Source organism: Pseudoalteromonas sp. P80D2 (genome assembly GCF_036680945.1).
Taxonomy (GTDB): domain Bacteria; phylum Pseudomonadota; class Gammaproteobacteria; order Enterobacterales; family Alteromonadaceae; genus Pseudoalteromonas; species Pseudoalteromonas shioyasakiensis.
In genome coordinates, this window is sequence record NZ_JAZDAR010000016.1 from 16,549 (window position 1) to 35,930 (window position 19,382).

General features: G+C 41.4%; 18 protein-coding genes and 1 tRNA gene. 7 read left to right on the forward strand and 12 right to left on the reverse strand.

Annotated elements, in window-relative coordinates; genetic code table 11:
- The first annotated feature begins 9 nt into the window (after positions 1-9).
- A complete protein-coding gene (locus VRK28_RS00800; protein ID WP_054554123.1) occupies positions 10-300 on the forward strand; it encodes a hypothetical protein in 291 nt (96 codons plus the stop codon).
- A gap of 176 nt (positions 301-476) precedes the next feature.
- On the opposite strand, the gene VRK28_RS00805 is transcribed toward VRK28_RS00800, so the two are convergent.
- Positions 477-980 (reverse strand): DUF3016 domain-containing protein, encoded by a 504-nt coding sequence (locus tag VRK28_RS00805; RefSeq protein WP_332393097.1) that lies wholly within the window; start codon positions 978-980, stop codon positions 477-479.
- A 230-nt stretch (positions 981-1,210) separates the two neighbouring features.
- On the opposite strand from VRK28_RS00805, the gene galE reads away from it, so the two are divergent.
- Positions 1,211-2,224 (forward strand): UDP-glucose 4-epimerase GalE, encoded by a 1,014-nt coding sequence (gene galE, locus VRK28_RS00810; RefSeq protein ID WP_332393098.1) that lies wholly within the window; start codon positions 1,211-1,213, stop codon positions 2,222-2,224.
- 63 nt (positions 2,225-2,287) lie between these two features.
- On the opposite strand, the gene VRK28_RS00815 is transcribed toward galE, so the two are convergent.
- From VRK28_RS00815 to VRK28_RS00835, 5 genes are all read right to left on the reverse strand, one after another.
- Positions 2,288-4,738, reverse strand: a complete 2,451-nt coding sequence (locus tag VRK28_RS00815) for a carbohydrate-binding domain-containing protein (protein WP_332393099.1) — start codon at positions 4,736-4,738, stop codon at positions 2,288-2,290.
- Positions 4,739-4,889: 151 nt separating this feature from the next.
- Complete coding sequence (locus tag VRK28_RS00820; RefSeq protein ID WP_332393100.1) at positions 4,890-5,459, reverse strand: hypothetical protein; 570 nt, start codon at positions 5,457-5,459, stop codon at positions 4,890-4,892.
- A gap of 5 nt (positions 5,460-5,464) precedes the next feature.
- Entirely contained in the window at positions 5,465-5,968 is a 504-nt protein-coding gene (locus VRK28_RS00825; RefSeq protein WP_332393101.1) for an RNA polymerase sigma factor, read from the reverse strand.
- Positions 5,969-5,989: 21 nt separating this feature from the next.
- Positions 5,990-6,697 (reverse strand): hypothetical protein, encoded by a 708-nt coding sequence (locus VRK28_RS00830; protein ID WP_332393102.1) that lies wholly within the window; start codon positions 6,695-6,697, stop codon positions 5,990-5,992.
- Between the two features lie 235 nt (positions 6,698-6,932).
- Positions 6,933-7,009, reverse strand: a tRNA-Ile gene (locus VRK28_RS00835).
- Positions 7,010-7,282: 273 nt separating this feature from the next.
- Between VRK28_RS00835 and hemN the strand changes: the two genes are divergently transcribed.
- The gene (hemN, locus tag VRK28_RS00840; RefSeq protein WP_332393103.1) at positions 7,283-8,656 is read left to right on the forward strand and encodes an oxygen-independent coproporphyrinogen III oxidase; all 1,374 of its coding nucleotides are present in this window, start codon (positions 7,283-7,285) and stop codon (positions 8,654-8,656) included.
- Positions 8,657-8,718: 62 nt separating this feature from the next.
- Here the strand turns inward: hemN and VRK28_RS00845 are convergent, their stop codons facing one another.
- The 3 genes from VRK28_RS00845 to VRK28_RS00855 all read right to left on the reverse strand — a co-directional run bounded on the left by VRK28_RS00845 (position 8,719) and on the right by VRK28_RS00855 (position 11,214).
- Positions 8,719-9,234 (reverse strand): DUF2489 domain-containing protein, encoded by a 516-nt coding sequence (locus tag VRK28_RS00845; RefSeq protein WP_332393104.1) that lies wholly within the window; start codon positions 9,232-9,234, stop codon positions 8,719-8,721.
- Positions 9,231-9,830, reverse strand: coding sequence for a Der GTPase-activating protein YihI (gene yihI / locus VRK28_RS00850; RefSeq protein WP_063529037.1), 600 nt, complete (start codon positions 9,828-9,830; stop codon positions 9,231-9,233). Before yihI ends, VRK28_RS00845 begins: the two co-directional genes overlap by 4 nt.
- Positions 9,831-10,581: 751 nt before the next feature.
- Positions 10,582-11,214, reverse strand: a complete 633-nt coding sequence (locus VRK28_RS00855; RefSeq protein ID WP_054561153.1) for a c-type cytochrome — start codon at positions 11,212-11,214, stop codon at positions 10,582-10,584.
- 283 nt (positions 11,215-11,497) lie between these two features.
- On the opposite strand from VRK28_RS00855, the gene yihA reads away from it, so the two are divergent.
- Positions 11,498-12,145 (forward strand): ribosome biogenesis GTP-binding protein YihA/YsxC, encoded by a 648-nt coding sequence (yihA, locus tag VRK28_RS00860; RefSeq protein ID WP_054561154.1) that lies wholly within the window; start codon positions 11,498-11,500, stop codon positions 12,143-12,145.
- Positions 12,146-12,149: 4 nt separating this feature from the next.
- On the opposite strand, the gene VRK28_RS00865 is transcribed toward yihA, so the two are convergent.
- Entirely contained in the window at positions 12,150-12,668 is a 519-nt protein-coding gene (locus tag VRK28_RS00865; RefSeq protein ID WP_332393105.1) for a DUF1285 domain-containing protein, read from the reverse strand.
- On the reverse strand, positions 12,668-13,255 hold the full coding sequence (locus tag VRK28_RS00870; protein ID WP_058585960.1) for a YceI family protein: 588 nt from the start codon (positions 13,253-13,255) through the stop codon (positions 12,668-12,670). The genes VRK28_RS00865 and VRK28_RS00870 overlap by 1 nt, the downstream gene beginning before the upstream one ends.
- A gap of 424 nt (positions 13,256-13,679) precedes the next feature.
- Between VRK28_RS00870 and VRK28_RS00875 the strand changes: the two genes are divergently transcribed.
- Positions 13,680-14,600: a lipase family alpha/beta hydrolase gene (locus VRK28_RS00875; RefSeq protein ID WP_332393106.1), complete on the forward strand. Its 921-nt coding sequence runs from the start codon at positions 13,680-13,682 to the stop codon at positions 14,598-14,600.
- Positions 14,601-14,909: 309 nt separating this feature from the next.
- Here VRK28_RS00875 and polA read toward each other — a convergent pair whose 3' ends face one another.
- The gene (gene polA / locus VRK28_RS00880; RefSeq protein WP_332393107.1) at positions 14,910-17,645 is read right to left on the reverse strand and encodes a DNA polymerase I; all 2,736 of its coding nucleotides are present in this window, start codon (positions 17,643-17,645) and stop codon (positions 14,910-14,912) included.
- A 511-nt stretch (positions 17,646-18,156) separates the two neighbouring features.
- Here polA and elbB point away from each other — a divergent pair.
- Positions 18,157-18,807, forward strand: a complete 651-nt coding sequence (gene elbB, locus VRK28_RS00885; protein ID WP_332393108.1) for an isoprenoid biosynthesis glyoxalase ElbB — start codon at positions 18,157-18,159, stop codon at positions 18,805-18,807.
- Positions 18,808-18,989: 182 nt separating this feature from the next.
- A complete protein-coding gene (locus VRK28_RS00890; RefSeq protein WP_054554118.1) occupies positions 18,990-19,382 on the forward strand; it encodes a c-type cytochrome in 393 nt (130 codons plus the stop codon).

The following is a 19,382-nucleotide window of genomic DNA, read 5'->3' on the forward strand; positions in this document are numbered from 1 at the left end:
AGGAAAAAAATGGATTCAATTATTGAACAACTCAATGCTAACCTAAAAATCGTTTATCGTCAGGCACTTGATGCTGATAAAAAATTAGATGATTTACAGCAGCAAGGCCATGGCAAATTCAAAGCCTTATTTGCAAAAGATGCTGGCTTTGATTTTGAAGCAAAACGCTTTAAACCTTACGTTCTCGATGTTGCTGCTGATGTAGAAAGCTTAAGCAACGACGGTATGGACGAAGAAAAACTGAAAAAAACCGTTATTAAACTGCAACAGTTACTACAACTGTTAGCGACGTTTAAGTAACGTAGAAGCCTCTATTTTATTTATTGTAAATAGAGGCTATCGCGCGAAATAAATTTCACGCCTACATGTGGGAGCAGCTTTGGCCGAGTATTGTTTTTCGGCGTTAAACGCCTCCCACGATATAGGTCTTTCACAAGACCCACAAACAACACAGCTCAACTTAAAACTGACAGCTATCATTCACCCAAATTTAACGACGGCAGTAACTCATCTTCAAACCAATCAGTGATTAAGCGCTTGTCGTAATAATAGGCTTCATCGCGCCCCATTTTCATGCGATCCATAAAGCCCATGTCTTTAAGCTTTACATCGTTTGCTTCACTTATCACTTTACCGTCTTTGTCGGTAATCGAATAATTTAGGTCGATACGCGGAAAATAAATTGGCTTAACGATACGTAGTTCATTCATGGTACCAAAACGCACATCACCCGCTAGGTCGAGCTCAGTCACTTCAACATTGAAGGTGTAGCCTTCAGGTAACTTTTCAGCAAGTTTATTAAAGTGTTTTTCAAAATTCTTCGCCACGTTCTTATGAAATGAACCTTTTGGTGAGTTGTTTCCGGGGCGAACATCGCGGTAATCGTTAAAGTCATGCCATTTAACTTTTGCTTCTCCTGCGTGAGCAAAAGCAGGTAGTGCAACAACCATTGCTAAGGCAACTTTTTTTACTGTATTCATCTGTTTCTCCACTTAACAGGTATAGCTAATGATTAAATTTTAGCTGCTGACAATTAACTATAGCTTAATATCTAAACACTTAGGTGTAACCAATATGGTGCAAAATGTAATCAAAAACAAGCGATTCATGTTTTTGCTTTATCGCCGTAAATCACAATTAATTCATGTAATTTAGGCCGAAATGTGATGAAATAAGGCTAATTCAACCAGGTATAGTTCATGGATATTTTATGACCATTTTAGTCACCGGCGGAGCCGGATACATCGGTTCTCACACCGTATTAGAGTTATTACAACAAGGCACTGACGTTATTGTACTCGATAACTTAAGCAATTCATCAAATGAGTCATTGGCTCGCGTAAAAAAAATAACAGGCAAAGGCGTCACGTTTTATCAAGGTGATATTTTAGATAGAGCCTGCTTAGACAAAATCTTCAGTGAACACACAATTGATAGTGTTATTCACTTCGCTGGTTTAAAAGCGGTTGGTGAATCGGTTGTAAAACCTATCGAGTATTATCAAAACAACGTACAAGGTACGCTGACTCTGGTTGATGCTATGCGTGATGCTGGCGTGTTTAAGTTAGTATTTAGCTCATCAGCAACCGTATACGGTGACCCTGCAAGCCTGCCAATTCGCGAAGATTTCCCAGTTGGCGGCACGACTAACCCGTATGGCACATCAAAGCTTATGGTTGAAATGATGCTGCAAGATATCGCGAAATCAGATGAACGCTTTGCCTTTGTTATCTTACGTTACTTTAACCCTGTCGGCGCACATGAATCTGGTCTTATTGGTGAAGACCCAAATGGTATTCCTAACAACTTATTACCTTATATTTCGCAAGTCGCTGTGGGTAAGCTAGAAAAGCTAGGTATATTTGGGGATGACTACGATACTGTAGATGGTACAGGTGTTCGTGACTATATCCATGTCGTCGATTTAGCATTAGGTCACTTAAAAGCACTGAACCGAATTGCAAGTGATACAGGTGCGCACGTATTTAACCTAGGCACAGGTAATGGTTATTCAGTACTGCAGATGGTTACCGCTTTTGAGAAAGCCAGCGGTCAAGCCGTACCTTACCAAATTTCGCCGCGTCGAGCGGGCGATATTGCAGCTTGCTACGCAGCTCCAGAAAAAGCGTTAAAAGAGCTTGGCTGGCAAGCAGAGCGTGGTATCGATGAGATGATGCAGGATACATGGCGCTGGCAAAGCAATAACCCGAACGGTTACAAATAGTCAAAGTCATTATAAGCCAGTAAAAATTAAGCCTGCACTAAATGCAGGCTTAATTATAAATCACTAACCGCCGGGGCCGCCTCGACCACCGCCACCACCTGGGCCAGTTTGCCCTCCTAACTGAGTAACAACATCAGTAAGAGTAAATGACTCTGACAAACTAGCTCCGTCTATTGAGAGCTCCCCTGAAGTATACAAACCATTAAAGCTTTCACCGTCACTCACACTGCCGCCAACATAAATATCGTAGCTCTCAGACAAGCTCAATTTGGCACTTGAATAAAGTATAGTCGCAACTTGTTTAGGCACTAAAAAAGTAAGCGCTTCGTCTTGTGATTCTGAGTGAATATGTAAAATACTATCTTTGGCTACCCCATCGAGCACGATGCTATTTTGCGTGCTTTCGGTTGAGCTTGGTAAACTTGTGGTTCCACCGAGCCCAAGAATTGTGCCCCCTGTGAACTTAATCGTGTTGCTATCTGCATCGATCCCTGCCTCTGGTACACTGCTACCAATCGCTATCAGAACACCACCGGTGATAGTAATTTCACCATTTGAGTCAACCGAGTCATTTGAACTGCTATACGCGTAGATCTGACCGCCATTAATATAAATCATATCGCCAGCATTTATGGCATCGTCATAAGCGTTGATCTCGAATTGCCCATCGTTAATGGTTATTTCACTTTTCGCTTCAATTCCTTCTCCTTCTGAGGTTGTTATCGTAAAAGTGCCGCCATTAATCGTTACATTAGGAGTAATTGACTCATCTGGTTCGTCTTCTTCGCTAATATCATAAGATGCAGCAATACCATCATCTAGCACGTCAATATTAAAGACTCCATCATTGATAATAATGTAGCCCTCAGATGCATCAATACCGTCGCTTTGTGCTGCCAGCGTAAAACTACCGCCATCAGCAATAAAATAATCATTGGTATGAATGGCATCTTTTACTGCGTCAGTCACAATAATATTGCCATCACGTACACGGATATAATCATCACTGACAATACCGTGCTTGTAATTAGCCGTCACGGTTAACTCACCTGAGCCACTAAAAATGAGTTGCCCTTCACTAAAGAAGGTCGCTTTAGCGTCTTCATCGTCAGGGATATCTGAATACGTTGTACCGTCGATAAGAGAGCTCTCACCTTCTAAAATGACAAACACCGTTTTTTTAGATTGAATATTAATGGCAGGGCCATCGCTATTTACAAGCTCAAGATCTGATAAACCCAGTTGAAATTTATTATCGCTGTAGATCTTTAATGACCCCTCAGTGCTCGAGCCTGCGACGTCATACGCAACTCCCGAGATGGTTGCCACTACAGTCACATCAGCACCATCAACGCTAATCTCAACACCATTGTCTTCAAACGGATTTGTTACCGATACGCTGGTATCGGCATAACTAATAACGACAGTGCCATCAAAGCTAGCATTTTCAACAAGGTCGTCTTCATCTTCACCTGTGTTGTCAGTATCTCCTTCTGCTGCTCCTGAAGGGTTGTAGTCTAAAATAGTAATGGTATCTGCAGATGATGTACTCGTGGTCGCTGTAATAGCTACCGTATCAGCAGTACTATTTTGAGAGCCATCATTAACGATTAATTGAATGGTATAAACACCGTCTAAATCAGTTGTGAATGAGGGGGATACCGTTGTTGCATTCGTTAATTCGGCTTCACTGTCTGTCGGAGTTGATAACAATGACCATTGATAAGTAAGTGTATCGCCGTCTTCATCGCTACTTGATGAACCATCTAAGGTCACCTCTGCTCCAGTTTCAACGCTTTGACTGTCGCCCGCTTCCGCTATGGGTGCGGTATTAGTTGCAGCTGTCGATGATGCAGTAATAGTCACCGTATCTGCACTGCTCGACTCTGCCCCATCATTCACTATTAACTGTACTTCATAGTCGCCATCGCTATCTGCAGTAAAAGTAGCAGAGACACTCGTTGCATTTGAGAGGGTTGCTTCGCTGCCTGATGGAATACTTACAAAAGACCATTGATAAGTTAATGTGTCATCATCGTCATCACTACTCGACGCGCCATTTAAAGTGACGAGCGTGCCCGTTTCAACAGTTTGATCAGTACCAGCATTGGCTTCAGGTGCTGTATTTTCAACGCTAGTGGTACTTGCCGTGATAGTAACCGTATCTGCACTACTTGTGTCTTCACCATCGCTTACAACAAGCTGTACTTGGTAGCTCCCCGCTACATCTGTAGTAAAAGTAGCAGATACGCTGGTTGCATTTGTAAGACTGGCGGAGCTGTCCGAAGGTACGCTAACAAAAGACCATTGATAGGTTAACGTGTCACCATCTTCATCACTACTTGATGAGCCATCTAACGTAACCAATGTGCCCGCTTCGACACTTTGATCGCCCCCTGCAATCGCAATAGGCGCCGAATTCACTGTTTCTTGATTGTCTGAGCCACTGTCACCACAGGCAACTAAGCTCAGCATAATGATCGATAAAAGCAAACATTTCACAACATGTGTCATAAATACTCCCTATATCTCAGTATTGACATAGGTGTATTTTTAGCCAGTTACAGGGCGCTCTACTATAGGTCGGGAGGCATCTTTATTGTATAAGCACAATACTTCCACACTATAAACACAATTTGGCCACCTCAAGTAGCAACGCCGCTCATCAGCGCATCGCTTGAATACTCTCAAGCGCTACAGCTAGCTGTGCTTTTAGTTTTTTATAGCGTACATAAACAGCCAGCACGATAATACCATTTATACCCAGCTGGATGAGCCATAGGTTGTATGTTTTAAACATAACCATATTAAACAAGGCAACGATTAACAAAGCGCACCAAAGCACAACGCAGCCAATAAAACTCACACGCCAGTAATGAACTTGGTGCTTCAGCTGATTCTCTTTAAAATTAAGCATTGCATTGACGTCTAGCGTTTCTGCTCGCCAAAGCTTTCGTCTTAAACGGTATGACCAAATTCCAAAACCTAGAGGAATAGGCACTAATAGCGCAAACATAATGGTTTCATAGGTGTTTTTTACCTCAAATAACATGGCGTAAATACAAAATACGGTTACCACAACACCTAAAAATGAGTCGATTAACCCTTTTAGCTTTAACTTAGTTCGCGACTTTTGCGTTTGTGCTATTAACGCTGCACTATCCACTTTCGGCGTTGCTTGCACAAATGCCTGCTGCCACTTAGCTAATTGATCATCTGCTTCGAATTTATCCACTTTATTTACTCCATTAGGCTCGCAATTTGCTGTCTTGCTCTACTTGCACGTTTAGCAACAGCATCTTCAGACAGTCCCAGCGTTTGAGCTATCTCACTTTGATTAAACCCTTCAAGCTGTAAAGCAAGCACCTGCCGATATTTCAGCGTTAATTTACGAAGGGCAGCCATTAAATCTAAACTGTCGTCTGGTGACTTATGCGCACTTAAGGCTTGGGTGTAATCAATACTTTCAGAGCTTGCCACCTCTTTGCGGTTTTGCTCTTTTATCACATGATCAACCGCTTTATTGTGAGCTATTCGGGCAATATAGGTTTTTATGCTGGCATCGCCCCGAAAGGCAACATCGGGTGGTGAGTCATTACTTTCAAAAGCGCGCCAAACAGCCAGCGACATCTCTTGAATTAGCTCATCTTGTAGCGCTAGATTGATCTCGTAGGTTGCAGCAACACGCGCCAACAGCGGCGCGTATTCATTCAGCAATGTGTTTATTTGAACATCAGCTTTCACTGTACTTCCATGTTTTTATTATTATTTGAACAAACGATTATAGGCACAAAAGTAGGTACATGCTAATACCGGCCCTACCAACAACATAGGTAAAAGACTATAAGGGGCAGTAAAGGTAACAAGCATATTAATCAAACAAAGCATGCTTAATGGTTTAATCACCTTGAGTGCCGTTGTAATGCCTCCTTTAACAGCGTCACTAAGCGAAGCATTGTTTAAAAGTAACAGAGGTACCACAAACATAAGCAGCATATTTACAGGAACAATTGACACAAACATGACCCCTACGCGCCAGCGTTCAACATCAACAAACTGACCTGACAATAAAACCGATAGCTGCTCACTACCAATCAAAGCACTCCCTACTGCAAATTGCACCAGCGCCAGTAAAATACCAACAACTGACCACACGGCAACTCGCCCCCACTTCGCCCATGTTGCATTATGCTTAAATGAAAAACCTTGCTGATTATTCAAGTTAAACAATAAAGGCCACACCGTTGCCATTAACATAGGCGCTAACCATTTAGATACGGTTAAACCTGTAGGTGCAGGCAATAACTGCACTAAACCAGGCACAATAGCGAACAGCGTCATAAGTAAAAAAAGTTTAAACGGTGCTTTTTTAAATAGCCCCCACCCTTCTTTTAACCAAACAGCCGCATCACTAAATGGTGCATTTGCTGAATCAAGTTTTAGCGTATTCACAGTTGATGTTGTAGTCGTCATGAGTTTGTCCTTTTCGTAAAAATAGATACACAAGACACTGCCTATTGCTACCACCGAATAGAACAACTTCGTGTCATTTGCAGCTATAGACGAGACAAACACAGAAAACCTGACAAAATATTTTTAAAAAATTAAAAATAATTTTATTTCGTAGAATTTTAAAGATTAAAAAGAGGTGGAACGCAGCTATAAAAACAGCTGTAAGCTTTAATTTTGGATTTTTACAGTAAGAAAATGGTGGCCCCTCCCAGACTTGAACTGGGGACCTAACGATTATGAGTCGTGTGCTCTAACCAACTGAGCTAAGGGGCCATTGTATTAGCGAAAGCTAAATTTTTTGATGCGTTTAGCAGGTTTAACTGACTAAAGCGGGATGCAGTATAAAAAGTTTTTGTAACCTTGTCACTAGCAAAACCCTTTATTTTAACAATCACTAAATCAACTGCTCAAATAGTAAACTCTTTGTTTTTACAACGACCTTAAAGCATGCCGATTAGTTTCTAGCCTCCGACATTGTTCTAGATCAAATAGCTAAATCACTAAACTCGTTAAAATAGCCGCTCAATCAATTGCGGAGTGCTGACTGTGATAAATTTACCAAGCTGGGATCAATCTCTGATCAACAAGTACAATATTTCTGGGCCTCGATATACATCTTACCCAACAGCATTGTCTTTAGCTGATGGTTATAACCAACAAGATATGATTAACGCGATTGCGGCGTCGAAAAGCCGTTCTTTATCCTTGTATATCCATATCCCTTTTTGCAGTCAGCTTTGTTATTACTGTGGTTGTAATAAGGTCATCACTCGTCATCAATCTAAAGCCGATTTATATCTAGATAATTTAGCGCTTGAAATTGCTGAGCAAGCAACGCTTTTTGCCGATTATAACGTTGAGCAACTGCATTTAGGGGGTGGAACGCCAACGTTCTTATCGGCAGAGCAAATGAGCCGTTTAATGGCATTGGTTGAGCAGCATTTTAATTTTGCTGATGATGCCGAGCGCGGTATTGAGATTGACCCTCGTTCTTTAGCTGATGGCATGCTAGTTCACCTACGTCAGCTTGGCTTCAATCGTGTCTCATTTGGTATTCAAGATTTCAATGATGATGTGCAACTGGCAGTTAATCGCCCGCAAAGCGTGCAATCTGTAAAAGGCTTGATTAGTGAGGCTCGTGAACTTGGCTTTAAATCTATTAATGCCGATATGATTTACGGTTTGCCACTGCAAACACCTGAGAGCTTTAAAGAGACGATTACACAGCTGATAGAGTTAAACCCTGATCGCGTGTCGGTATTTAACTATGCCCATTTACCAGATCGATTCGCTGCTCAGCGTAAAATTAAAGATGCTGACTTACCATCTGCGGGCGATAAGCTCACTATGTTCAAAAATACCCTTGAGCAGATGTTAGCGGCGGGTTATCAGTTTATTGGTATGGACCACTTTGCCCGTAAAGACAATGAACTAGCAATTGCACAAAACGCAGGTCAATTACACCGTAATTTCCAAGGTTACACAACGCATGGCCAATGTGACTTATTAGGTTTGGGTGTGTCATCGATTTCGCAAATAGGCAATGCCATTTTACAAAACGAAAAAGAGTTGAAGCACTATTACAAAGCTGTGCAAGAAGGCTATGGCAGTGCAATCTGTAAAGGTGTTGCTTTAACTGATGACGATACATTACGTGCCGCAGTGATCAAACAATTGATCTGCCAGTTTGAGCTGGATATTCCAGCAATCGAAAAACAGTTTAATATTAACTTTGCCAGCTACTTCTGCGAGGCACTACAGGCACTCGACCCATTACTAGCTGATGGCTTGGTGTCTGTTAGCCAAGATAAGATCACAGTAACAGCTCGCGGTAATTTATTTATTCGTATTATTTGTATGTGCTTTGATGCGCACCTACAACAACAAATCAAGCAAACTCGTTTCTCACGAGTTATCTAGCCCAACAAAAAGCAGAGCCTAGGCTCTGCTTTTTATTTTGTTTAATTCAAAGATACGTCAACTTAATTAAATACTACGTTTTCGCTGCCTGGAGCGGCTTTAAACTCTTCAATTATACGTGCACAATCCGCTTTGATTTCATCGCTATGCTGCTCTTCAGCACGCCAGCGAGCGGTGTCCATTTTAAAAATCTCTTTTTTAGAGTATTTCTTACGGGCATCGTGCGTTGGCATATCTTTTACAACTTCGTACATTTTAAATATGCCTGGGTAACGCTCACTTAGCTCAAACTCTTCTGCAAAGCTGTATTGAGAGATCAGCACCCAAATACGTAAGCAGCCTTCTGAGAACTCACATTGCTCTTCATTCATTGCACGGGCAATTAAATGAATGCTATCGGCTAGCTTTGCATTACGCTTTGCTTTTGATGCCGCAAGCTTTTGCTCATGCTCAACTTGCTTCTTGGCGATAAGCTTATTTTGCTCTTTTAGTTTATACAGAAGTTGCCCTGCATAAAACGCAAGCCCTGCGATAATTGCCGCACCAATTACAATGGCAATAATCAAGGTTGTGCTCATCGCTCATCCTCATCTTCGTCATCAAACCATTCATTGGCTAAGTCATCAGATAAATACTTATCGAAGTCAGATTCACCTTCATCGTATGAATCATCTTCAAAGTCATCTTCGTACTCGTCTTCATCTTCAATGCCTAATAACTCACACAGTGCTTGGTGGCGAGCAATACGGCTATTGAAGTACTTAGCATCTTTACCTGTTAATAACTCACCGCGCTCATGACGCTCAACCAGCTTAAGTAGACGCTCGTCATTCTCTAGCGCTTCTAACTCTTGCTCTGGCGTTAGTTCAGGCTCAGCCACTTTCTTAAGCTCAACCATAGGTTTTAAGTTGCGCTTCATTTCAACTTTCGGCTCAGCCTTAGGCGCAACTAAAGAAACCGGCTTTTTACTACCAACACGCTTATCTTTCGGTTGATTGTTTGCAGCAGTGTTTTCTGCATTTTGTGCATCAGGTGCATTTCGAGACCCAGGTTTAGCACCTTTGGTCTTTTTAACTCGCTGCTCTTTTAACGCGCGCATCTCTCTAAGCTTTTCTTTGCTTAGACGTACAGGACCATTCGATGGAATTTTACGCGACTTTTTCTTTCTACTCATATCTTGATCATCTCACTTAAGAGGTTGTGCACAACGCCTTTGTGGCATTGTAATGCTGGCATAACCAGAAGAATTCGATGTGCGGATGTGGTTGGTCAACTTGACGAACTGCGCACTTTTCATACTTTTAGTACAAACGGTGGCTATTGTAACAGGACAAATAAAAAGGCGGTAGAGAAAACATCTCTACCGCCTACTAATCTGAGCGCCAATTATCTGGACACTTCTCCCTTCGACTTTTTAGTCTTTATTATTTTTATTATTATTGTTTATCCATTTTGTTATTGTTTTAACCTTCCGTGTAGCATTCCATTTTGTTTTTATTATTAAACTTCCATGAGCTTTTATTATTCTCGGTCAATCCTGACGCTTTTTTGTTATTTCCTTTAGGACACCTAACCAGTGTCAACCCCTAAAGACTTGCCGCAGTCACTTTCCTTATTACATTGTCCATGTTGTTTTTGCTGTCTCAGCGACAGTGGTTAATTTACTCATTAATAATTTTGTTACAACTGATTTATATAATTTTTCTTACAGATAAGATATTGCAACAAGCTCAACTTATTTAATAACAAAGAGTTATGTATAAAATTGAAATAAAAATAAGATTTAGCTTACAGCTCGGTATGGACAATGTCTCACAAAGGCGTAGGAGATTTCGACATGGTTTAAATACAAAAAAAGCAGCTTGCGCTGCTTTTTTCACACTAATCACATATTACTGCGGAGTATTACTACCCGCAATCAGACTTTAGTGTAAGCCACCTAAGTATTTTGAAAGTACTTCGATGTCTTTGTCTGTTAGCTTTTTAGCGATGTCTTGCATCATACCGTTTAAGTCGTTATTACGCGTACCATCACGGAATTTTTCAAGTTGTGACTTGATGTATTCTGGATGTTGGAACGAAACTTTCGGGAATTTAGCTAGTGATGTACCGTTACCACGAGGACCGTGACACGCAGCACATGCTGGAATACCACGCTCTGCATCACCGGCTTTATAAAGCTGCTGACCTACTTCTACTACATCTTTAGGTGTTGTACCTTCAGACATATTTAAAGAAGAGAAGTAAGCTGCTAGGTCTTTCATGTCTTGATCGCTAAGCGGCATAGCCATACCACTCATTACTGGATCCATACGACCTTCTTTGCCGCCAGATGTCATACCTAATTTAAACTCTTGTAATTGTTTATAGATATAATCTGCGTGTTGGCCTGCAATTTTAGGGTAGATATTAACCGGTGCATTACCGTCTGGGCCGTGACAAGCCGCACACGTTGCCGATTTCTCTTTACCTGCGTTTACATCGCCATCAAATGCTGTTGCGTTGCTTGCTGACAACGTACCAAGCAATATAGTTAAAGATAGTGCTATTTTTTTCATGGTGAATTCTCTGTTTCCGACCCTGTATCATCTACAATATGGATGTTGTGATTTCTATATTCTACACGATAATAAATTCTCTGGCACGTTTTCTGCCCACATTAAGCTCATAATTTATAGGGATTTGACTTAGATTAAGTTTATACCTAGTAATTTTCCTAATTTAAAGCCAATTTAGCACGCTTAAATACGCTTTTGAATGCTGCTTTAATAGTATAAAATACGTGCCTTAAGTGGAAATTAGCCACTGTTTGTTATTTTTTATAAAAGACTAGGAGAGCCTGTGCTCAAATCTCGTATCAAATACAATACTGCGTCCTTTGTTACCAGCGCACCTGATATCTCACGCTTACCTGCTGATACGGGGATTGAAGTCGCGTTTGCTGGTCGCTCTAATGCGGGTAAATCAAGTGCTTTAAACACGTTAACAGATCAAAAGTTAGCGCGTACTTCTAAAACACCCGGTCGTACTCAGCTGATCAATACCTTTGAACTTGATGCCGATAAACGCCTTATCGACTTACCAGGCTATGGTTTTGCTAAAGTTCCTATCGAAATGAAGAAGAAATGGCAAAAGTCACTAGGTGAATACTTACAAAAACGTCAAAGCTTAAAAGGTATCGTTGTTTTGATGGATATTCGCCACCCGTTAAAAGATTTAGACCGTGACTTAATCGACTGGGCCGTGGGCAGCGAAATTCCAGTGCTGGCACTATTAACTAAAGCCGACAAGCTAAAACAGGGCGCGCGAAAAGCTCAAGTTTTACAAGTTCGTCGTGAGTTAAGTAGTTTAGATGGTGATATTACAGTACATGCCTTCTCTTCACTAAAAGGCACAGGCTTACCTGAAGTTGCTAAAAAGCTTGATGAGTGGTTCTTAGGGCCCATTGAAGCTCAAGCACCTGAGTCTGACGAACAACCAGAAGCTTAATCGCTTAGGCCAAGTAATAACGCTTGGCTAATGATTCTATATAGTAGCCCTGCTCGTCTGAGCAGGCTATTTCGGCCCACTGATAATAAACATTTCTCGATACCCTCGCAGCCAAGCCATGTGCTAATTGAAGATAAGGCACACTGATACCTTCAAATTCTCTCAGTAATAGTGGTTGCTTTGCTGAAACCAACCAAGCGCGCTGTAAATTATCAACACAACAAAGCGCACGGCCTTGCTCTGTATCTTCAAAGCGCCAATCAACAATAATAAAAGGTACATCATCGACCGTGATAGCCATTTTCTCGACAGGTGTTTTTAAAAAATAACTACCTGCTTCTTTGCAAAGCACAGAGGCAAAGAGTTTAACCATTGCCTCGCGCTTTATTTCACTGCCGGCATAAAACCACCGCCCTTGCGCATCAATCAATATAGGCACTTGTCCACAGTTTTGTGGCTGCCATTGATCAAAAGGTTTATCGGGTGCCTGAAGAGCGGCTTCTAAGTCAGCAAGTGATTGCATTATTTTTCTTTATCTAGCGTCAAAGAAAATGTCACAGGAACAGCTGTTGCAATTGATGGTAAACCCGCAAGTTTTTGTAACTCACTAATACCTTCTGTTACTTTGAAATCACTTGCATTAATAATCACCGGCGTAAACGATGAAACAGTAACATCGCCTTTCGGTGACATATTGGCAAGTACATCAATTGTTAGCTCTTTCTTGTTGCCATGGAAGTCTAATTCAGCTTTCAAACCTTTAAGCACATGTTGTCCTGGTTTTAGCGTTAACAGCGCTTTGCTTAAATCAGCAGTTAATACTGCATTAGGGAATTTAGCTGTCTCAAATAACAACTTGGTCATGCGCTCATTGCGAATAGGGATTAGAGTTTCAACCGATGTCAGATCGATCATCAACTTAAATTGACCTTGCTCGTTAAGTGTACCCGACACGTTTTTGAAATGATGCGCTTCTGCAACTGAATTCTTTTTGATAGACACAAAGCTCACATTGCTTTGCTCATTATTAACTTGCCAGTTTGCGCTGGCTAAAGGGGCAACTAAAATACTCGATAATGAAAAGGCAGCAATTGCCAAAGATTTAAACATAACGCATTCCTTCGAAAGTAAATAAGAATCACTTTGATGGTATCACTTGCGTTAATTTGTGCAATGAATTGTATGATAAGAGAAAGAAAAAGCGACTCACTCAACAAGGAGTGAGCCGTTATAGCAAACTGGGGAGAAGCTATCAATACGTTGCATCCTTTCAGATGCATCATCAACAGGATGTCCTACAGGATGAGGACGGCGCGGACTTTAGCAAATACCGGATTAAAAATAAATTGCATAACCGCAGAAACAACACAAATTGATAAACATATAACGAAACACTAAAACCATCTTTTCTTGTTTACTTAAAGTTAACATTACAGCGAGCCATAATTTAGGGTAAAGTGAATCAACAGCACGCAAAAATCAGGCTTTTTTAAGGCTTGTTAGTGATGAAAATTGCAGTAGAAGAGTAAAAGGTATGAAAAAAATCCCCTTAATTTTATTTGCTACCTTACTTTTTTTAATGACCCCCTACTGCCATGCAAAAAAAACAACGACACAATATCCGGTAATTTTAGTTCATGGGCTAATGGGATTCGATAACCTACTCGGCCTAGATTATTTTTATAATGTTGCAACAAGTCTCAATCAAGATGATACCTTGGTGTTCACGCCAGCGGTCTCGGCTATTAATAGCTCTGAAGTAAGGGGCGAACAATTACTCACTCGCGTAAAAGCAATTTTAGCACTGACTGGCGCAAAAAAAGTAAATTTGATTGGCCACAGCCAAGGCGCGCAAACAGTGCGCTATGTTGCCTCAGTCAGGCCAGATTTAATTGCCTCAGTAACCAGTATTGGCGGTGCAAACTATGGTAGTGGCATTATAGATCTAATTAGTCAAAAACTACCTGCAAACTCTAAAGCAGAACATGCTGCTCAATTAGTATTTGATGCATTTGGTGGTGTTATTTCACTACTATCAGGTAACAGTGACTTACCACAAAACACACTGGGTGCATTAAATAGCTTAAGTACACAGGGTGCTCATGCATTTAATCAAAAATACCCTGAAGGTTTACCAGAAAATAAATGCGAGCAAGGTCAGCTAGTTGCCGAAAATGGGGTGTATTATTTTTCGTGGAGTGGTACAGCAGCACTCACCAATATACTGGACCCAACCGACTTGCCCATGTTGCTTGGTTCGTTACTTATTTTAGGCAAAGATGATGGCCTAGTATCGCGCTGCAGCAGCCATTTAGGTCATGTCATCAAAGATGATTATGAAATGAACCACTTAGATGAGATTAATCAATTTATCGGTTTACACAACTTTCGTGAAGTTGACCCTATTGAGCTTTATCGTCAACACGTAAAGCGGTTGCAGGAGTTGGGGTTATAGTTAACGAGTAATGATTTATTTTTGGGTGAGTCGGGTCGCACGAAGCGATGTTCTATATATAGAAGCGATCAGCTTTCAGCCTTCAGCGGTCAGACGCGCGAAACAAGTTTCACGCCTACTTGTAGCAGCGGCTTTATGCCGCGACCCTTAAATTGGAAGCTAGATTCGAGATAAATACGCTATAACGGTCAAGCAAATCGCTAACTTTTAGTCTGAAAGCTGACGGCTGATAGCTGACAGCTCTAACTTTCCCCTTGTAACTCGCTAACTTTTAACCTGATAGCTGACAGCTCTCACCTATTGCGACTATTAGTGAGCCTGTTGCCAGTTGTCACCGCTGTCGGCTTCAACAATCAGAGGCACATCAAGAGTCGCGGCTTCAGACATTAGCTTACAAATTTCAGCTTTATAGTCGTCAACACACTCTTCTTTAATTTCGAACACTAATTCATCGTGCACCTGCATTAGCAGCTTCACTGAACCTTCAGCTTGCGCGTTCACCCACTGATGAACTTTTAGCATCGCTTTTTTGATGATATCAGCAGCAGTACCTTGCATTGGTGCGTTGATCGCAGCACGTTCAGCGGCTTTGCGACGAGCGCCGTTACGGGCTTTGATTTCCGGTAAATGTAAGCGACGACCAAAAATCGTTTCTACATATCCTTTATCAGCAGCTTTTTCACGAGTTGTTTCCATGTACTCAAGTACGCCAGGGAAACGCTCGAAGTATTTATCAATATAATGCTGTGCTTCATGGCGTGGTACATCTAACTGACGTGATAAACCAAACGCCGACATACCATAAATTAAACCGAAGTTAACCGCTTTCGCTTTACGACGCATATCGCTGGTAACCTCTTCAAGGCTAACCCCAAAGACTTCTGCAGCGGTTGCGCTGTGTACATCTAAACCATTCGCAAACGCAGTTAATAGGCCTTTATCTTGTGATAAATGCGCCATGATTCGTAATTCAATTTGGCTGTAATCGGCAGCCACAATTTTATGGCCAGGTGCAGCAATAAAGGCTTCACGAATACGGCGCCCCTCTTCTGAACGAATTGGAATATTCTGTAAGTTAGGATCCGTTGAGCTTAAACGCCCTGTTGCTGTTACAGCTTGATGGTAAGAGGTATGCACTCGCTTAGTGCGCTCATCAACCATTAGCGGAAGTTTATCTGTGTAGGTTGATTTAAGTTTAGATAAACCACGGTGCTCAATAATCACTTTTGGTAATGGATAATCATGAGCAAGTTCTTGCAATACTTCTTCTGCTGTCGAAGGTGCACCCTTAGGTGTTTTCTTGATAACAGGCAGCTCAAGTTTTTCAAACAAAATAGCTTGCAGTTGCTTAGGTGAGCCTAAGTTAAATTTTTCACCTGCAATATCATAAGCTTCTTGCTCAAGCTCTAACAGGCGCTCGCCTAAACGTTGGCTATGAGCTGCCAGCATGTTGCTATCAATTGCAACACCAGTACGCTCAATATCAGAAAGCACTGTGACAAGTGGTAACTCAATATCTTCGAATACTGATTTCAACTGGCTATCAGCATCAATTTTTGGCCATAACACTTGGTGAAGACGTAGCGTTATATCGGCATCTTCAGCAGCATAAGGTGCTGCTTTTTCTAGCTCAATTTGGTTAAACGTTAACTGCTTTTTACCTTTACCGGCAATATCTTCAAAGCTGATATTTTTGTGGCCTAGGTATTTCAGTGCCAACGAGTCCATATCATGACGGCTGCCTACACTATTAAATACATACGACTCCAACATAGTGTCGTATTTAATACCCTTTAACTCGAAGCCCGCATTTGCTAACACACTTTTATCGTACTTAAGGTTTTGCCCCACTTTCGCTTTGTTTTCGTCAGCTAAGATTGGGCCAATTTTTGCCATTACGGTTTCTAAGCTTAATTGTTCTGGCGCATCAGGGTAATCGTGAGCAACAGGAAGATAAGCCGCTTCACCGGCTTTAACCGCAAAGCTCATACCAACCAATTGCGCTTGCATATAATCAAGGCTGGTTGTTTCAGTATCAAAAGCAAATAATTCAGCGTCATTTAACTGCGCCACTAAGGTATCAAGTTGCTCTTCAGTTAAAATAGTTTCGTAGTGTGCATCAGCAACTTTTGGTAGTTCGTTAGCTTCAGTTGGCACATCTAAATGCGTATCAGCGTCTTTAGGGTTATCAAGTAGTTCAGCTAACCAACGGCGGAACTCACACTCACCATAAAGTGCAATCAGTTCGTCACGATTAGGCTCTTGCAGCTTAAAGGTTTCAAGATCTGACTCAACCTCAACATCACACTTAATTGTTGCTAACTCATAGCTAAGTGGCAGATGATCAAGTGCAGCAGCAAGTTTTTCACCAATCTTGCCTTTAATTTCACCAGCATGATCAATGACACCTTGCAATGATCCATATTTTTGTAACCATTTCACTGCTGTTTTTGGACCACAGCCATCAACACCTGGGATGTTATCGACCTTGTCACCCATTAAAGCAAGGTAATCAATGATCAACTCAGGGCCAACACCAAACTTCTCAACCACGGTTTCTGGATCTGAAATGCTATCTGTCATGGTATTGATAAGCGTAACATGTTCATTAACAAGCTGCGCCATATCTTTATCGCCAGTTGAGATCAGTACATGACGCTGCTGCTCTGACGCTATGCGCGCAAAGGTACCAATAACATCGTCAGCCTCAACACCTTCAATACTAATCAGCGGGAAACCCATTGCTTTAATAATGTTATGTAGTGGTGCGATCTGTGTGCGTAAGTCATCCGGCATTGGCGGACGATTCGCTTTGTATTCACTGTACATATCATTTCTGAAGGTTTTACCCTTGGCATCAAATACCACCACCATGTGCGACGGATCATATTGCTTGATCAAACTCTTAAGCATATTAACTACGCCATAGATTGCGCCTGTCGCTTCACCTTTTGAGTTAGTAAGGTGCGGTGGCGAATGGTATGCACGGAATAAATAAGAAGAACCATCTACAAGAATAAGTGGATTTTCAGGGATCTGAGCCATGGTGAAATTGGATCCTAATTGAATAACATTAAATTGTTTGTAAGCATGCCATAAGGCCATGAAGAAAACGACTGTGAATTATTAACCAATAAAGGTTTATGACAGAGCAAGCTGTGGATAACTTTGTAGATAACAGACAGGGTTAATTCTCCCAAAATGAAAAAACATCTAGGAAAATTTTATAAGTTCATGTTTTGATTTAAAAAAGATATTACGGCGTTCTTTTTTTATTATTTTTGTCCGATGTGGAAAACGGTTTTAGTGGCGATAACCTTTTGCTTATTCGATACCGAATTAACATCCCTTTTCATAACCGGAGGAGTATTCTAGCATAATGGATCAAAGATCATAGCGATCCTTTATACTTTTTTTTTCGTTAGTAATTTATAAAAAGGCATAAACAGCTATTCATCACGCTTTGCGAGTTATCAAGCGACGAAAATTTTTTATTTTGTCGCCATGCTCGTATCCTTGTTAAACTAAAGCTAGTCGCATTAAGGAGAGTTCAAAAATGAAAAAAGTTGCTGTAATTTTAGCTGGTTGCGGTGTTTACGACGGCGCAGAAATCAATGAAGCCGTATTAACCTTATTACATATCGCAAAAGCAGGCGCGAGCTATCAATGCTTCGCACCCGATATCGAACAAATGCACACCATTAATCACCTAACCGGTGAAGAAATGACACCTAATCGTAATGTGTTAGTTGAAGCTGCGCGTATTGCCCGTGGTGAAATTAAAGCACTGACTGAGCTAAATGTAGATGAATTCGATGCCTTGATCGTACCAGGTGGCTTTGGGGCCGCGAAAAACCTATCTGACTTTGCTGTTAAAGGCGCAGATGCCCAAGTTCAAGGTGATGTACTGACAACTGCGAAGGCCTTTGTCGATGCCAACAAAGCAGCGGGTTATATATGTATTGCTCCTGCCATGCTGCCACTTATTTATGGTAAAGGTGTAAAAACAACCATTGGTAACGATGCAGACACCGCTGCAGCAATCGAGCAACTTGGCGGAGCGCACCAAAGCTGTGCTGTGGATGATATCGTTGTCGATCCTCAGCATAAAGTGGTCACAACCCCAGCCTATATGTTGGCCCAGAGCATTTTAGATGCTGATGCGGGTATCGAAAAATTGGTTAACAAAGTATTAGAGCTTGCTTAAACATCAAGCTAAGAGCCAGTATTTAATGCTGGCTTTTCTTGCGCTAACGCAAAAAAATGACGGTTTTTCTCAAGAAAAAGCCTTTTAGATCATTTTATAAATTGTGGCTTAGCGTTATAATCGTTCTAATTTCCGTCAGATATCGTGATTGATCACGTTCAAATCGAAGTGAGCAAGGCAAAATGAAAAAACTATCAGCTGCATTATTACTGCTAGCAACAACGGCATATGCACAAGCGTATGACAACTCTTTGACTGAAGATGCAATTAAAAAGCGTCTAGCGCCAATTGGTTCTGTATATCTAGAAGGTGATAAAGCTGCGGTCGCTGCTGAACCTACAGGTCCTCGTTCTGGTGAACAAGTTTACCAAGCAGCATGTTTTGCTTGTCATGGCACTGGCGCACTAGGTGCACCTAAATCAGCTGATGATTGGGCTCCTCGTATTGCTAAAGGCATGGACACTCTACTTGACCATGCAATCAACGGTTTCAACGCGATGCCTCCTAAAGGTACGTGTATGGACTGTTCTGATGAAGAGATCAGCGCTGCTATCGATTTCATGACTAGCAAGTAA

Bases quoted from the DNA above. Each gene is read 5' to 3' on its own strand.
- VRK28_RS00855 (WP_054561153.1), bottom strand. From the start codon at position 11,214: ATGAAAAAAATAGCACTATCTTTAACTATATTGCTTGGTACGTTGTCA.
- VRK28_RS00845 (WP_332393104.1), bottom strand. From the start codon at position 9,234: ATGAGCACAACCTTGATTATTGCCATTGTAATTGGTGCGGCAATTATC.
- VRK28_RS00830 (WP_332393102.1), bottom strand. From the start codon at position 6,697: ATGACGACTACAACATCAACTGTGAATACGCTAAAACTTGATTCAGCA.
- VRK28_RS00865 (WP_332393105.1), bottom strand. From the start codon at position 12,668: ATGCAATCACTTGCTGACTTAGAAGCCGCTCTTCAGGCACCCGATAAA.
- VRK28_RS00890 (WP_054554118.1), top strand. From the start codon at position 18,990: ATGAAAAAACTATCAGCTGCATTATTACTGCTAGCAACAACGGCATAT.
- elbB (WP_332393108.1), top strand. From the start codon at position 18,157: ATGAAAAAAGTTGCTGTAATTTTAGCTGGTTGCGGTGTTTACGACGGC.
- polA (WP_332393107.1), bottom strand. From the start codon at position 17,645: ATGGCTCAGATCCCTGAAAATCCACTTATTCTTGTAGATGGTTCTTCT.
- VRK28_RS00815 (WP_332393099.1), bottom strand. From the start codon at position 4,738: ATGACACATGTTGTGAAATGTTTGCTTTTATCGATCATTATGCTGAGC.
- VRK28_RS00805 (WP_332393097.1), bottom strand. From the start codon at position 980: ATGAATACAGTAAAAAAAGTTGCCTTAGCAATGGTTGTTGCACTACCT.
- VRK28_RS00875 (WP_332393106.1), top strand. From the start codon at position 13,680: ATGAAAAAAATCCCCTTAATTTTATTTGCTACCTTACTTTTTTTAATG.
- VRK28_RS00870 (WP_058585960.1), bottom strand. From the start codon at position 13,255: ATGTTTAAATCTTTGGCAATTGCTGCCTTTTCATTATCGAGTATTTTA.
- yihI (WP_063529037.1), bottom strand. From the start codon at position 9,830: ATGAGTAGAAAGAAAAAGTCGCGTAAAATTCCATCGAATGGTCCTGTA.
- galE (WP_332393098.1), top strand. From the start codon at position 1,211: ATGACCATTTTAGTCACCGGCGGAGCCGGATACATCGGTTCTCACACC.
- VRK28_RS00800 (WP_054554123.1), top strand. From the start codon at position 10: ATGGATTCAATTATTGAACAACTCAATGCTAACCTAAAAATCGTTTAT.